This window comes from Collimonas sp. NPDC087041, from assembly GCF_044745265.1.
Classification (GTDB): domain Bacteria; phylum Pseudomonadota; class Gammaproteobacteria; order Burkholderiales; family Burkholderiaceae_D; genus Collimonas.
The window spans coordinates 33891-47487 of the sequence record NZ_JBIUZX010000005.1; the positions used below are offsets into that span (position 1 = coordinate 33891).

At 58.9% G+C, this 13597-nt stretch carries 20 protein-coding genes; 16 read left to right on the plus strand and 4 right to left on the minus strand.

Annotated elements, in window-relative coordinates; all coding sequences use genetic code 11:
• Positions 1–8: 8 nt before the first annotated feature.
• The 3 genes from ACIPF8_RS10660 to ACIPF8_RS10670 are packed head-to-tail and all read right to left on the minus strand — an operon-like array spanning position 9 to position 3108.
• Positions 9–218, minus strand: a complete 210-nt coding sequence (locus ACIPF8_RS10660; protein ID WP_400420663.1) for a DUF2116 family Zn-ribbon domain-containing protein — start codon at positions 216–218, stop codon at positions 9–11.
• A complete protein-coding gene (locus tag ACIPF8_RS10665; protein WP_400420666.1) occupies positions 215–1276 on the minus strand; it encodes a phage portal protein in 1062 nt (353 codons plus the stop codon). Before ACIPF8_RS10665 ends, ACIPF8_RS10660 begins: the two co-directional genes overlap by 4 nt.
• Positions 1273–3108 carry a terminase ATPase subunit family protein gene (locus ACIPF8_RS10670; RefSeq protein ID WP_400420668.1) on the minus strand — a complete coding sequence of 612 codons (1836 nt, stop codon included), beginning with the start codon at positions 3106–3108 and terminating at the stop codon, positions 1273–1275. Before ACIPF8_RS10670 ends, ACIPF8_RS10665 begins: the two co-directional genes overlap by 4 nt.
• Positions 3109–3211: 103 nt before the next feature.
• On the opposite strand from ACIPF8_RS10670, the gene ACIPF8_RS10675 reads away from it, so the two are divergent.
• The 11 genes from ACIPF8_RS10675 (at position 3212) to ACIPF8_RS10725 (ending at position 9236) form a co-directional block, all read left to right on the plus strand.
• The gene (locus ACIPF8_RS10675) at positions 3212–4096 is read left to right on the plus strand and encodes a GPO family capsid scaffolding protein (protein WP_400420671.1); all 885 of its coding nucleotides are present in this window, start codon (positions 3212–3214) and stop codon (positions 4094–4096) included.
• 54 nt (positions 4097–4150) lie between these two features.
• A complete protein-coding gene (locus ACIPF8_RS10680; RefSeq protein WP_400420674.1) occupies positions 4151–5155 on the plus strand; it encodes a phage major capsid protein, P2 family in 1005 nt (334 codons plus the stop codon).
• Between the two features lies 1 nt (position 5156).
• On the plus strand, positions 5157–5870 hold the full coding sequence (gpM, locus tag ACIPF8_RS10685) for a phage terminase small subunit (protein ID WP_400420677.1): 714 nt from the start codon (positions 5157–5159) through the stop codon (positions 5868–5870).
• Between the two features lie 116 nt (positions 5871–5986).
• The gene (locus ACIPF8_RS10690; RefSeq protein ID WP_400420680.1) at positions 5987–6481 is read left to right on the plus strand and encodes a head completion/stabilization protein; all 495 of its coding nucleotides are present in this window, start codon (positions 5987–5989) and stop codon (positions 6479–6481) included.
• Complete coding sequence (locus tag ACIPF8_RS10695) at positions 6481–6690, plus strand: tail protein X (protein ID WP_400420683.1); 210 nt, start codon at positions 6481–6483, stop codon at positions 6688–6690. Before ACIPF8_RS10690 ends, ACIPF8_RS10695 begins: the two co-directional genes overlap by 1 nt.
• Positions 6691–6704: 14 nt before the next feature.
• Entirely contained in the window at positions 6705–7061 is a 357-nt protein-coding gene (locus tag ACIPF8_RS10700) for a putative holin (protein ID WP_400420685.1), read from the plus strand.
• On the plus strand, positions 7054–7323 hold the full coding sequence (locus ACIPF8_RS10705) for a phage holin family protein (protein WP_400416810.1): 270 nt from the start codon (positions 7054–7056) through the stop codon (positions 7321–7323). Before ACIPF8_RS10700 ends, ACIPF8_RS10705 begins: the two co-directional genes overlap by 8 nt.
• Positions 7320–7775 (plus strand): D-Ala-D-Ala carboxypeptidase family metallohydrolase, encoded by a 456-nt coding sequence (locus ACIPF8_RS10710; protein ID WP_400420687.1) that lies wholly within the window; start codon positions 7320–7322, stop codon positions 7773–7775. Before ACIPF8_RS10705 ends, ACIPF8_RS10710 begins: the two co-directional genes overlap by 4 nt.
• Before the next feature lie 255 nt (positions 7776–8030).
• Positions 8031–8306, plus strand: a complete 276-nt coding sequence (lysC, locus tag ACIPF8_RS10715; RefSeq protein ID WP_400420689.1) for an Rz1-like lysis system protein LysC — start codon at positions 8031–8033, stop codon at positions 8304–8306.
• Positions 8284–8772 carry a phage tail protein gene (locus tag ACIPF8_RS10720; RefSeq protein WP_400420692.1) on the plus strand — a complete coding sequence of 163 codons (489 nt, stop codon included), beginning with the start codon at positions 8284–8286 and terminating at the stop codon, positions 8770–8772. Before lysC ends, ACIPF8_RS10720 begins: the two co-directional genes overlap by 23 nt.
• Entirely contained in the window at positions 8769–9236 is a 468-nt protein-coding gene (locus ACIPF8_RS10725; RefSeq protein ID WP_400420693.1) for a phage virion morphogenesis protein, read from the plus strand. Before ACIPF8_RS10720 ends, ACIPF8_RS10725 begins: the two co-directional genes overlap by 4 nt.
• Positions 9237–9244: 8 nt before the next feature.
• Here the strand turns inward: ACIPF8_RS10725 and ACIPF8_RS10730 are convergent, their stop codons facing one another.
• A complete protein-coding gene (locus ACIPF8_RS10730; RefSeq protein WP_400420696.1) occupies positions 9245–9517 on the minus strand; it encodes a hypothetical protein in 273 nt (90 codons plus the stop codon).
• Between the two features lie 248 nt (positions 9518–9765).
• Between ACIPF8_RS10730 and ACIPF8_RS10735 the strand changes: the two genes are divergently transcribed.
• From ACIPF8_RS10735 to ACIPF8_RS10755, 5 genes are read left to right on the plus strand one after another with little or no spacing between them, the layout of a single operon-like run.
• On the plus strand, positions 9766–10413 hold the full coding sequence (locus ACIPF8_RS10735; RefSeq protein ID WP_400420699.1) for a phage baseplate assembly protein V: 648 nt from the start codon (positions 9766–9768) through the stop codon (positions 10411–10413).
• A 23-nt stretch (positions 10414–10436) separates the two neighbouring features.
• Positions 10437–10748, plus strand: coding sequence for a GPW/gp25 family protein (locus ACIPF8_RS10740; protein WP_400420702.1), 312 nt, complete (start codon positions 10437–10439; stop codon positions 10746–10748).
• The gene (locus ACIPF8_RS10745; RefSeq protein ID WP_400420705.1) at positions 10745–11635 is read left to right on the plus strand and encodes a baseplate J/gp47 family protein; all 891 of its coding nucleotides are present in this window, start codon (positions 10745–10747) and stop codon (positions 11633–11635) included. The genes ACIPF8_RS10740 and ACIPF8_RS10745 overlap by 4 nt, the downstream gene beginning before the upstream one ends.
• On the plus strand, positions 11632–12177 hold the full coding sequence (locus tag ACIPF8_RS10750; protein ID WP_400420708.1) for a phage tail protein I: 546 nt from the start codon (positions 11632–11634) through the stop codon (positions 12175–12177). Before ACIPF8_RS10745 ends, ACIPF8_RS10750 begins: the two co-directional genes overlap by 4 nt.
• 4 nt (positions 12178–12181) lie before the next feature.
• The gene (locus ACIPF8_RS10755) at positions 12182–13594 is read left to right on the plus strand and encodes a hypothetical protein (RefSeq protein WP_400420711.1); all 1413 of its coding nucleotides are present in this window, start codon (positions 12182–12184) and stop codon (positions 13592–13594) included.
• Positions 13595–13597 lie beyond the last annotated feature (3 nt).

The window sequence follows — 13597 nt, forward strand, 5'->3', positions numbered from 1 at the left end:
GTATACCGTCAGCGTCCGGCGCGCCTGAGCGCCTTCTGTTCGTTCTGGTAGTCGTCGCGGCAATCGGTATTGCAAAACAGCAGACCATGGTCGATATCCTCGTCGCAGTAATGGCAATGCCCATCGGCCACCAGTTGCGGCATCTTGCGTGCATGCGCCATGGCGTTTTCAATGTCCTTGGCAATGCGCCACTCGGCGCGGTCAGCTACGTCGCTCATGCTGGGCTCTTCCCTTCCATGCTGTCCAGTAGGTATTTGTCGAACTTCACGACCTCTTCTCCTATCCATTCGTTGATCATTAAAAATTGCGATTGCAGCGGCACCAGCTCATTGCGGGCGAACACGCGCGCTGCCGGCTCGACCGCGCCGAAGCCACCGGCATTGCTCGGCATGATGCCCAGCAGTTGCGGCGGCACCCGGTGCGCGGCCAGAAGGTCGTCACGGGTTACGCCCTTGATGTTGAAGAATTCGTCCTTGGCCGCTACTTCTGACACCGGCAGGATCTGGATGCCATCCTTCTTGCCGTTGGGTGCGTACATGAACACGTTGCGGAAGTTGCCCGGCCCTTTGCTTTCCTTCAATGCACGGCGCAGCTTGTCGACATCCTCGATGTTCTGCGCGGCGTCGGTCATGTAGAGGATGAAGCCGGCATGCGAGCCGTTCTGGTAATACTTGCGGCGGAACAGCGTGGCGGACTCGTTGAGCCACGCCGACTGCAAGGCCGATAAATACTGCGGCATGCCGTACACCTCCTGGTTCACATCCGGGTCCATCAAATGGAAGAGCGCACCCTTGGTGAATGCATACTCCTGCTGCCAGCCAGGCACAAAATAGTAGTTATCGAGTTCCTTGCCCCGCCGGGTGTATTTGGCTAACGCGTGCTTGATCTCGAGTAACCTGCCGGTGCGGCTCGTGCGCTTTTCTGGGTAGGCATTCCCAAAGGTCATGAAGTCCAACGCCAGGCGCTTAAACGTTGCCAGCGACAGATATTTATTCGGCACAAAGGTGGACGACAGGATGTTGACCTTGAAGTGAATGGCGCTGCTGTGGTGGACGCTGGCGTTAAACGATTTTGCCAAGCCCTGCCAGCTGATCGGCGGTTCATACCAGCGACCATTGAGCCAACATTCCAGGTTCTCCATGATGTCGGCGTGATCGAGCACTGGCGTCGGGTCGCCAAACGAGAACGCCTCCATCGACTGCGTTGCTGCTGACGGCGTACTTTCTGGCGGCGCGGCGGCGTGTTGCCGTGCGTGTTTAAAACGTTGTTTCTTCATGATGTAAAAATCTCCATAAATGAGGTCGTGGATTCGGAAATGCCCTCAATCGGTTCGTGATCGAGCGCGTGCATACATGCCCAAGCCAGGTCGGCGTGACCGGTATCGGCGGTACGGCCGGCGTCGTAGGTGACTTGCCTGCCGCTGGCGGTGATGGTTTTGCGAATCGCCATGAAGGCCGCCGACAGGTCGGTGGCGCCGGCGTCGAATTCCAGGCGTCCCTTGCTGATGACATCCTTGGCTTTTAAGACCATGCGGGTCTTCACTTCGGGGGAATAGTTGATGGCTGTGGCGCCAGGGAAGAACTGGCGCACAATCGGAAACACGCCGATGCCCATGCCGGTGGTGTCGATGCCGATGTATTCGACCTGGTAGCGCAAGGTCATTTGCCGGATGGCTTCGGCCTGCGCCGCGAAATCCATGCCGCGCCATTGGAAGCGCTCCAGGACGCGGAACTTGCCGCCAGCGACGACCGGCGGCGCCAGCACTACACAACCAGCGCTATCCCCACTCAATGACGGGTCGTAGCCAATCCACACCGGGCGATAACCAAACGGGCGCTCTGCAAATGGTTTAACGTCATCCCACGCGTCCCAGGCGTCGACCATGCAGCGCTGCAGTTCGGCCAGCGGAAATATCGACTTGTTGTCGTCGACAAAGTTACACATCAATAAATTGTCGAACTGGTCGGGGCTGTACTCGTAATCGCGCAACTGATCGAGGTCGAACAGGTTGCAGCCGCCGCGCTCGGCATCCAGAATGGTGACGATCTGGCGCCAGATCTTGTCTTCTCCCGTAAAGCCGCTCGACAATCTGGTGTGCGACACATCGATCTTGGCCTTACCTGCTTTCTGTAGACGCTTGCTGAAATCCTCGCCGATCCAGAACGGATACGCCTGGTGATTGACAGACGATGGTGTCGAAAAATAGGTTTTTCTCCACTTCTTCTGAATCGCCATGCCGGACGCCACCTTGTTCAGTTCCGTGAAATTGTGGGTCCAGAAGAATTCGTCGAAATAAAAATTGCCGTGGTAGCCCTGGGCGGTACGGGCGCTGGTGCCGAGGAAATACAGGTGCGCACCGTTCGGCAACACAATCGGGTCGCCCGACAGTTCGACGCCGGCGGCCTCTTTCGCAAACTGCACGATGTATTGCTTAAAAACGTGCGCTTGTGCCTTGGATGCCGACAGGAAGATCTGATTGCGACCAGTCGCCAAAGCGTCAGCCAGCGCCTCACGGGCGAAATACCAGGTCGCACCGATCTGGCGCGATTTCAGGATGACCCGTGTTCTCTCGTGGCCGTTGCGATACCACACCTTTTGGTAGTCGAACAGCGAATCGCGGAAGGCGTCCAGTAATTGACTTTGTTGCTCGTCGCTAAATTCGTTGCGGGTCGGCTTCTTCTTCGGGCCGGCGTTTCTCTTGTCCAGGTTCGGATTGAGATCGGCCTCGTTACCGCCGCCGTCATAGCGGCGCTTGCGCGACATTTGCACCAGAGAGCGCGTTAATAGGTCGATTTCCTTGAAGTCGCTGCCGCTTTTGACTTCCTTGCTGACCAGTTGCACCATGCGCGCTTCAATTTGTCCCTCGACGCGGTCGATGGCGGTCGACAAATGCCACTGATCGCGCTGCTTCCAGCTGGCAATCGTGCTGCGTTGCACCTTCAAATGCCGGGCGATGGACGAGATGCGCCAGCCCTGCCAGTACAGACTGCGGGCAGCGTCGCGTAGTGCGGCGGGATCATCGACGACAGCGGGCGCCAACGGCTTGCGCGTTCCTTGCGCACGCGAGGAAGAGCGCGGCGATAGTTTGAATGGAGTGGTTTCTGACATGCGGCAAGCGTAGGTGGCTTACGCGCTAAAAGCCCCTGTCGGGAAGTCGCTAATAGCGTTACCAACCCACTGCCGATTGTTGATTGGCGCAGGAATGATGACCATGGCGGTATTCCAACTTGCCCAACATCCAACCATGCCGACAAGTCAAGCTGCTGCCCCCAAATCCAAATTCTTCCGCGTTGCCGTGGAAGGTGCCACCACCGATGGCCGCGTCATTGATCGCGCCTTCATTGAACAAATGGCGGCCAATTTCGATCCGCAAGTCTATGGCGCCCGGATCTGGGTCGAACACCTGCGCAGCACCTGGGCAGACGGTGCCTTTAAAGCCTATGGCGATGTGACGGCAGTGAAGGCCGAAGAGGTCGAGCTGGGCGGTGTCAAGAAACTGGCGCTCTATGCACAAATCTCGCCGACGCCGGAACTGGTGGCGATGAACAAGGCACGCCAAAAGATTTACACCAGCATCGAAATCAATCCGAAGTTCTCCGACACCGGAGAGGCTTACCTGGTTGGCCTGGCCGTGACCGACAGTCCCGCCAGCCTCGGCACGGAAGTGCTGTCGTTTGCCGCCAAGAACCCTGACCAGAATCCCTACGCCAGCCGCAAACAAGATCCCAATAACTTGTTTACGGCGGCGGTGGAAACCGCACTCGAATTCGACGAACCCTCCCCTACTGCCTCCGAAGGAATCAAATTGTCCGACACCGTTAAAAATCTGTTGAAACGTTTCTCCAATAAAGCCACCGGTGACGATGCGCGCTTTAACGAGCTAGTCGACGCCGTCGAAACCTTGGCGACGCATGCGAATGTCAGCGCCGATCAATTCGCGCTTGAGAAGACCCGCGTGGACGCACTGGAAGCCGCCTTGAAGCAAACCACCGAAGATTTCGCGGCATTTCGCCAACAGGTCGACTCCACGGACGCGAACGCAACCCAACGCCCGGCTGCCACCGGCGGCGACGGCGTGGCGGAAACGGATTTCTAAGCGCTGCCTGCCCCAGCTTGACCACCGCCCCCACACATTAAGGAATCAACCGACATGAAAAAACTTACCCGCATCGCCTTTGACAAGTACACCGCTCGCCTGGCGCAATTGAACGACACCAGCAATGTCGCCAGCACCTTTGGCGTGGCGCCCAGCGTGCAGCAAAAGCTGGAAAGCAAGATCCAGGAGTCGAGCGAATTCCTCGGCAAGATCAATATCTATGGCGTGACCGAACAGGAAGGTGAAAAGATTGGCCTCGGCATTTCCGGCCCGATTGCCAGCCGCACCGACACCGACAAAGCCGACCGCAAGACGCGTGACCTGACCGCCTTGGACAACCGGGGCTATCGCTGCGAGAAGACCAATTTCGACACCCACATCAAATATCAAACCTTGGACGCCTGGGCCAAGTTTCCGGACTTCCAGCAGCGCATCGCCAATGCGATCCTGCAGCGCCAGGCGTTAGATCGCATGATGATCGGCTTCAATGGCCTGTCCATCGCTGCCGACACCGACATCGACAAGAATCCACTGCTGCAGGATGTGAACAAGGGTTGGCTGCAGCACTATCGGGAGCAAGCGCCGCAACGCGTGATGCACGAGGGTAAAACCGCCGGCAAGGTCGTCATTGGTGCCGGCGGCGATTATGCGAACCTGGACGCCACCGTGTTCGATGCCCTCACCTTGCTCGATCCCTGGTATCAGAAAGATGCTGGCCTGGTCGCCATCGTGGGTCGCAATCTGCTGCACGACAAATATTTCCCCTTGGTCAATACCAAGCAGGCGCCGACTGAAACTCTGGCCACCGACATCGTGATCAGCCAAAAGAGAATGGGCGGCCTGCAGGCGGTAGCAGTCCCCTTCTTCCCCGACAACACGATCCTGATCACCCGTTTCGACAATCTGTCGATCTACTGGCAGGAATCGGCACGCCGGCGCCGGGTGGTCGATGAAGCCAAGCGCGACCGTATCGAGAACTATGAGTCGTCCAATGACGCCTACGTGATCGAGGATCTGGGCCTGGGCGCCGTCATCGAAAACATCCACCTGGCAGATTGATATGAGTGATCTGTCTCCCGCCCAGCGCCATAAAGCACGTGTCTTGGCCGAGCGTGCCGCTGCCGACGCCGCGCCTGGCGGCGTCACTGCCGGCAGCGCCTATGAGCTGATGCTCTACAAATTGGCCAACGACCGCCGCACCTTAAGCAATATCCAATCGATGGAACGCAAGATCGTTATTAAGGCGGAACTGCTGCCGGAGTACCAGGACTGGATTGATGGCGTGCTGTCGAAAGGCCAAGGTGGTCAGGACGATGTCTTTACGTCACTGCTGGTATGGCATATCGACTGCGGCGAGTACGACCGGGCGGTCGAGATGGCGCGCTATGCGGTAGCCCACAAGCTGACTTTGCCGGACCAGTTCAACCGCGATATCCCGACGATGTTGCTGGATGAATTCTCGGCGGCTTACCTCAAAGGCAAGCTGGCCACTGACCCGGTGGCTGCCGTCGAGATCCTGATGCGCGTGCTGCAGTTGACGGACCACTGCGATGCGCCCGATCAGGCACGCGCCAAGCTGCTTAAAGCTGCCGCCTACGCGATGCTGGCTGTGCTGGACGCCGACGGCAACGAGCTGCTGCCGGCATCCAAGTTACCGCAGGCGGAAGCGGTATATCAGCTGATGGAGCGCGCTCTGACCTTGTTCCCTGGCGTTGGCGTGAAACAGACGATGGATCGCTTGCGCGCCCGAATAGTAAAAACCGTTCCTGGTTAAACGAGCACCCCCTGGCGCACGGCGGCGCGGGTCGATGACGGCTTCACTGCGATGTCTGTCTGACGCCCGCCCACCGCCGGTTTATCTACTCCCGAATATGACGAAAGTTTTACTTTATGAGTTTCATTGCCATTGCGCCGCCTTCCGGCGGCGGTACTGCCACGGTACCGGACGCCGGCTGCGTCGAGAACGACGGCTTTTACCCCGACATCTCGCTGCAGGATATGCGTGAGGCCATGCGTCTGGATGGCACCGTGACGGCGCCGCGCCTGATCCAGGCGATAGTGGCCGCCGTCATGCACGTCAACGCCGAGCTGCGTGACTGGAAGCGCCAACAGATTGCCGCCGGTTTCGCTGCGCTGGCGGCCGTGCCGGCGGATCGGGTCAACCGCGAAAGCGAGCTGCTTGCCCACTACCGGCGCGCGGTCTACTGCACCGCGAAGGCCGATCTGATCGAGCGCTATCGGGATTACGACAGCACGGCGTCCTCCCTGTCGGATAAGAAAACCATGGAGGCATTGGATAACGCACCAGGTGAACAACGCCGTAATGCACATTGGGCCATTGCCGACATCCTTGGCCGTCCGCATGTCACGGTCGAGCTGATTTGATGCAGGTACGCGCCCAGCAGCACGACACGCTTGATTTGCTGTGCTGGCGTCACCTGGGCGCCACTGCCAATGTCGTCGAGGCGGCTCTGGAACTGAATCCCGGCTTGGCCGATGTCGGGCCGATCCTGCCACACGGCTTGCTCGTCAAGCTGCCCGAACCGACCGCCACCCCTACTAAAACCGCCCAGGTCGTGAACCTCTGGGATTGATTGGAGCATTGTCTATGGCAGAACCCAGCACCACCACCCTCGTCGTGACCACCGCCGCCGGCATTGGACTGTCGTCGCTGTTTCCCGGCATCGACGGCAATGCGCTCATTGGCGCCTTTGCTGGCGCCACGCTGGTGGCCATTTCCAGCAAGAATTTAGCTGTGCTGCAGCGCCTGGCATATATGGCCATTTCTCTGGCGATTGGCTATCTGGCCGCGCCCGAGGTCATCAGCAATACGCCCCTGAAGCAATCCGGCGTCGCTGCCTTCTTCGCTTCGGCGGCCGCCATTGCGCTGACCTTGCACGGCATTGAACTCATTCACACCATCGAGCTGCCGGCCTGGCTGCGCAAGGGAGGCAGCAATGAGTAAAGCGCTCACGATGCTGGCACTGCTCAGTTACGCCAGCACTTGTCTGCGGCTGCTGTGCTACCGGCGCGGCCTCGCCAATCACCGCATGCACATTTCGCTGGTGGCGTGGCTGCTGATTGTGGCCACCGGCACCAGCGCGCTGGAGATCCTGCTGGGTCTACGTCATCCGTCCTTTGGTGAGACTGCTGTCGCCTTGATCTTGAGCTATCTCGCGCATCGCACCCAGGGCAATGTCGCCCAACTCATCAGGAGAATCCATTGACAGCATTGACAGATCATTTCACGTTGGAAGAATTCACGCGCAGCGACACCGCGCGCAGCCGGGGAATTGCCAACACGCCGCTACCTGCCATTGTGGCCAACTTGCGGCGCCTGGCACAATTTGCCGAGCTGGGCCGCATCGCGCTGGGCGGCGCGGCCATGGTCATTTCCAGCGGCTACCGCTGCGCCGAGCTCAACCGGGCAGTCGGCGGCGCTGCCAACAGTGCACACCAGGTCGGCCTGGCTTGTGATTTTACGGCGCCTGCGTTCGGCACCCCGCTGGCAGTCTGCCAGGCACTGAGTACATCGAACCTAGCGTTCGACCAGCTGATCTACGAACGCGCCGGCGGCGCTGTTTGGGTGCACCTAGGCATCGCCGCCGAAGGCGTGAAGCCGCGGCGCCAGGTGCTGACCATTGATGCCAAGGGTACGCGGGTCGGTCTATGGACTTGATCGTTAAAAGTGCCATTGCCGCGCTGGGCCTGACGGTATTGGTCTTGACCATTTGTGTACAGCGTGATGCCTTGACCGTCGCTAAGGATCGGGCCGAGCGCGCAGAACGGCAAATTAGCGACCGCGACATCACCATCGACACGCTGACCAAAACGGCGGCCAGGAACCGACAGGCTAGCGCCAAGCTGCAAGCCCGGACCGACAGCATCGCCGCCGCCTTAAACGAACGAGAACAACAAATTGAAAGCCTCCGCCATGCTAACCCTGCCATGCAAGCCTGGTTTGATACTCCTTTGCCTGACGCTCTTATCAAGCTGCGGGACAGCTCCGCCGCAACCGGCGCCGAGGCTGCTAGTGAAGGCCTGCCCGGCAGTGACGCGCTGCAGTCTGCAGGCGGCGACGCTGACAACTAACGGTAGCTTGCTGCTTGCGCTGGAACGCGCCAAGGCGGCTTGGGCAACGTGCGCGGCCAAGGTCGACACGGTGGTGAACTGTCAGGAGAGTGTCGATGTACAAACCGAAAAGCCTTAGAGCGCATTTGACGGCATCCAATGCCGAGCTGCAGCGCAATCCCGATAAACTGTTGATCTTCGCCGACAGCGGCAACACGGTGGCCACGGGCACCGCCTCGCTGTCGTTTGAGTATCGGTACAAGTTGAACATCATCATCACCGACTATGCTGGCAGCGAAGACGCGATCATGGTGCCGCTACTGGCCTGGGTGCAACTACATCAGCGCGACTTGCTCGATAACCCTGATCTACGCAAGAGCGGGATTGGCTTTGATGTCGACTACAACAATCACGAATCCATCGATATCGCTATCACGCTGGCGCTCACCGAACGGGTGGTGGTGAAACAGGCCGGCGCCGGTCGCCTGGAAGTGCAGCACCTGGCCGAGCCGCAAATGACGCCAGGCTACGCGGACGCGTTCTGGCAAGCCTATGCGGGCGAATCGTTACTGGCCGAATGGCATACGCCGGCTATTCCTGAGTGAGCGACGACCTCACCGCAATTGAAACATGGGCCGGCGCGTTGCTGGCACAACTGCAACCCGGTCAGCGTCGGGTTGTAACGCGCAAGATCGCGCAGGACTTGCGACGCTCCCAGGCACAACGCATTGCTGCCCAGCAGGCGCCAGACGGCACGCCCTACGAGAAACGGAAACAGCGCAAGAACCTGCGCGGTAAGAAAGGACGATTGAAACGGCAGAAGGCGGCGATGTTTAAAAAGATTCGAACGCAGAAGAATCTCAAAATCGAGCAAGACGAAAACCAACTATCGGTTGGCTTCCTTGGTCGTGTGGCGCGTATCGCTCGCGTGCACCAGGAGGGATTGACGGACAAGGTATCAAGGAAAGGACCAGAGTATCGGTATCCGGCCCGCCCCCTACTTGGTTTTAGTGCGACCGATCAAACGCTGATTTGCGATTCTTTACTGCGGCATTTGAGCGCGTTTTAAAAACCGCATTAAATCGTCTCGATGATTTTAATTATCGCGCCATCGATTCTCTCAATTTCTGCCATGCAAATAGAAATGAGAGCTTCTTGATTGGGCTTGATCAGCACACCATGACCAAATTCTTCCTTTACTAGGGTGCAGTGTTCGGTTTTCATTGGGACCAAATTCAATCTTGTTCCCCAATATTTTCCAATGAACCCAGTGCTACCGGGATTTTCGTAAATTTCGAGTTCAAAATATGCGGTGTCTGTTGCACATCGATAGCTTTTGATTAGTTTCATAAAGCTCCCCCCATGTTCAACCCATGCTGAACTCATTCAGTATGTTTTGAGCGCACACAAAGTCAAGTGAAATTGACGCATCGAAACGCGACGATCTCATTTTTCCATCGAAATATTTTTTTAGCAACCCCCCATTAGAAAATGGGGAATTGGATCAACGGCGTCACAACATCCCCAAAAAGTCAGTAACCAGAATACCAACCCGCTACCAGGTGCGGCAATTCGCACAACCCGGCAACATGCACCGCATGACTGCCGACCTCTCCGAACTGCTGCGCTTACTCTTGAATCTGATCCGATTCGGCACCATTGCCGATATCGATTACGACATCCAGCGCGTACGCGTCCGTGTTGGTGGCAATCTCACCACATGGCGCCCCTGGATCACTTTACGCGCCGGCGACGCGCAATCCTGGTTCCCACCTTCCCTGGGTGAACAGGTCATCGTCTTGTCGCCCGAAGGCGAGTTGACCAACGCCGTGATCCTTCTGGCGCTCTACTCCGACAAGTCTGGACCACCGTCAACCAATCCAGCGCACCACACCACGCGCTACGTCGACGGCACGGTCGTCCAGTACGACAGCACGACACATACGCTCTCCGCCACGCTGCCGGACGGCACCAGCATCACCGTCGCCCCCGGTAAAGTCACCTCCAACGCCGAGGACACCGAATGCACTGGCAATCTGCTGGTGCAAAAAAATCTGATCGTCAACGGCTCTGCTGCGTTGAATGGCGGCATGAACGTCAAGGCCGGCAAGGAAGGCGGACCGGCAGCTATGGTGCAAGGCGTCATCCAGGCCACCGTCGACATGATCGCCAACAGCATCAGCTTAGTGAAGCATCCGCACGGCGGTGTGAAGAAGGGCGACGACGATTCAGGTGGCCCGAAATGATGAACGCCCGTACAGGTCGCGCCATGACCCGCTTAGATCACATTCGCCAGTCTTCGACCGACATTCTGACTACCCCTATCGGTTCGCGCCTGATGCGCCGTCCCTACGGCTCCGAAGTGCCGGAGCTGATCGATCAGCCCTTGAACGGCGCCACCGTTCTGCGCATCTATGCCGCCACCGCCTATGCGGTACTGCGCTGGGAGCGCCGCATAGCACTCACCGGTGTGCAGTTGCAACGCGACGCCGATGGCGCCGCGACGTTGATCCTCGACGGCATCACCAATGAGCAAGGCGTGCAAATTGCCGTGCCAGTGAAATCGGGAGCAAGCGCATGAGCGCCGCTATCGACCTATCACAACTGCCTGCGCCCAATGTCATCGAGCCACTGGATTACGAGACCGTCCTGGCCGCCCACCTGGCCGAGCTGGAGGCCGCCGGCGTAGACCTGGATGAACTCACCGAGTCCGACCCCGCCATGAAGGTGCTACAGGTCAATAGCTATCGTGAACTCAAACTGCGTCAGCGCATCAATGAAGCCGCCCGCGCTTTGATGCTGGCCTATGCTCTGGACACCGATCTGGATCACATCGGCGCCAACATGGATGTGCCCCGCCTGCAAATCTGGCCGGCCAATCCCGACAAGGGCACTGCCGCCGTGATGGAAGCCGACGACGACTATCGCCGTCGCATCCAGTTGGCGCCGCAAGGCATGTCGGTTGCCGGTCCCGAAGGCGCGTATGTCTTCCATGCACTCTCCGCCGATGGTCGTGTCCGCAATGCGACCGCCACCAGCCCATCGCCCGGTCACGTGGTCGTCACCATCCTGTCGCATGAGGGGGACGGCACGCCCTCGCAGGCGTTGCTCGATATTGTCGCCGCCCGCCTTCTGGATGATGACGTGCGGCCCTTGACCGACTACGTGCAAGTGTGTGCCGCCCGCGTTGTCCATTACCAGGTAAGCGCAAAACTCTACAGCTTTACGGGGCCGGACCCGAGCGTGGTGCAGATTGAGGCCGTCAAACGCCTGCAGCGCTATGTCAGCGAGGCGCACCAGCTCGGACGCGTACCAACCCATTCCGGCATCGATGCAGCATTGCACGTCGCTGGCGTAGAACGCGTGACCCTGCTCACGCCAACCGTCGACCCTGACATCTCGAAGCTGGTTGCCTATTACTGCGACGACGTACAAGTTACCTATGCCGGTATCTGGGGCGAGGCATGAAAAAAATGACATCGCTGCTGCCGCCCAATTCGACACCATTCGAGCGCGCATTAGAGACGGCTACGGCGCCGATCTCGGCTATCCCGGTGCCGCTACGCACGCTGCACAACCCCGACACCATCGCGCTTTCCCTGTTGCCGTGGTTAGCCTGGCATCGATCAGTCGATAGCTGGAAGTCCTACTGGAGCGAAGAGGTACGGCGCGCACGGGTGCGTAATGCCATGAAGATCCACCGCCAGAAGGGAACCGCCAAGGCGGTCAAGGATGTGGTGGCGGCCTTTGGCGGGACGATTCTGCTGCGTGAATGGTGGCAGATGTCCCCCATGGGCGAACCCTACACCTTCGAGCTGGTGATGACCTTATCCGGTGGACAAGGCACCACGGCAGCCTTTGTCGACGATGTGATCAGCGAGGTGAACCGCACCAAGTCGGTCCGCAGCCACTTTACGTTTACCCAGGGCATCGCCACCGGCGCCGCCGTTGCCGTGGCAGCTTGCTCCCGCCCGGTGCTCTATGCCCGTTTGAACCTGACAGAAGTTTAATTCTATGACAGCCCTTTCCATGATCGTCACCAAGGCAGGCCGTGCCGCCCTGGTCAATGCCGAACACAACGGCACCGCCAAATTGCAGATTGCCGAGATCGGCATCACGGCCACCAGCTTTGTGCCTGGTGAGGATATGACCGCCTTGCCGGGTGAAATCAAGCGCATTGCCACCATTGCCGGCGAGGTCGTCGCGCCCGACACGCTGCACGTCACCATCCGCGACGATGGGCCGGATGTCTATACGGTGCGCGGTATCGGCTACTGGTTGAGCAACGGCGTGCTGTTCGCCGTCTACGGCCAGCTTGATCCGATCCTGCAGAAATCGGCGCAGGCCATGCTGTTGCTGTCCGCCGATACGGTCTTTACCTCCATTAAAGTCACCTCCTTGACCTTTGGTGACGCCAGCTTTACCAATCCTCCCGCCAGCACAGAACGCCAGGGCGTAGTTGAGCTGGCCACCGTTCTTGAGGCGCAAGCGGGTAAAGATGCGTCGCGGGCCGTCACGCCTGCCGGCCTGTCGGCCACCATCGCACAAGCAATTAGCACGCATAAGGCCGACGCCGATCCGCATGCTGCCTACGTCAAACGCAGTGGCGACAGCATGGGACCGCTCTCAAGTGCTGCCGACAAGCCGAATATCTCCTATACCGGCCCAGGCCTGGAGGTGCGCGAGGCGGGCCGTGTCGCCAATACCAAGGGCAATGACATCAGTTATGCCCCGAAGCTGGTGTTTAATTGGGAATCGACTACCGCCGTGCAGTTGCGCATGACCGATAAGGGGACGCTGGAGCTGGTCGACGGCAGCGGCACGGCGCACGGCACCTTCCAGAGCGGAACGATCAATGCTACCCAAGCACTGACGGTGGCAGGGCAGACCGTATGGCATGGCGGCAATTTCAATCCTGCCGACAAGGTCAACGGATCAGGCATACGTTTGAATTGGTCCGGCTATGGCGGACAGCCGAACTGGGTATTTGGCGGCAATTCGTCCGACAACGTCGTTGTCTACAATCCCTCCAATTTCAATGTCAATTACGCCAACAGTGCCAATTATGCGAGTACCGCCGGCAATGCCAATGCGCTATCGGGCGTGCCTCTGCGCTTTGCCGACAACGGCGCCGCACAACCGTATTACCTATGGGGCACGTATGTCGGCGATGGTCGGGTCAATGAATTTACGCTGTTTACTCGCTCCAACCTGGCTGTCGGCTCTGCGGTGTCCGCCATCTATGCATCCCAGCTGACCGGCCAAGGCCTGCAGGATGGCGGCGTCGGTTCCTACTGGCTCAATAAAAACCACACCACCTCAGAACGCGCCGGCGCCTGGCAATCACGCGGCTCAGCCTACGAATATGGTTCCGGCACCGATGGCAACATCGGCACCCGTGTTGCCTTGTGGCAGCGGGTGGCGTGATGG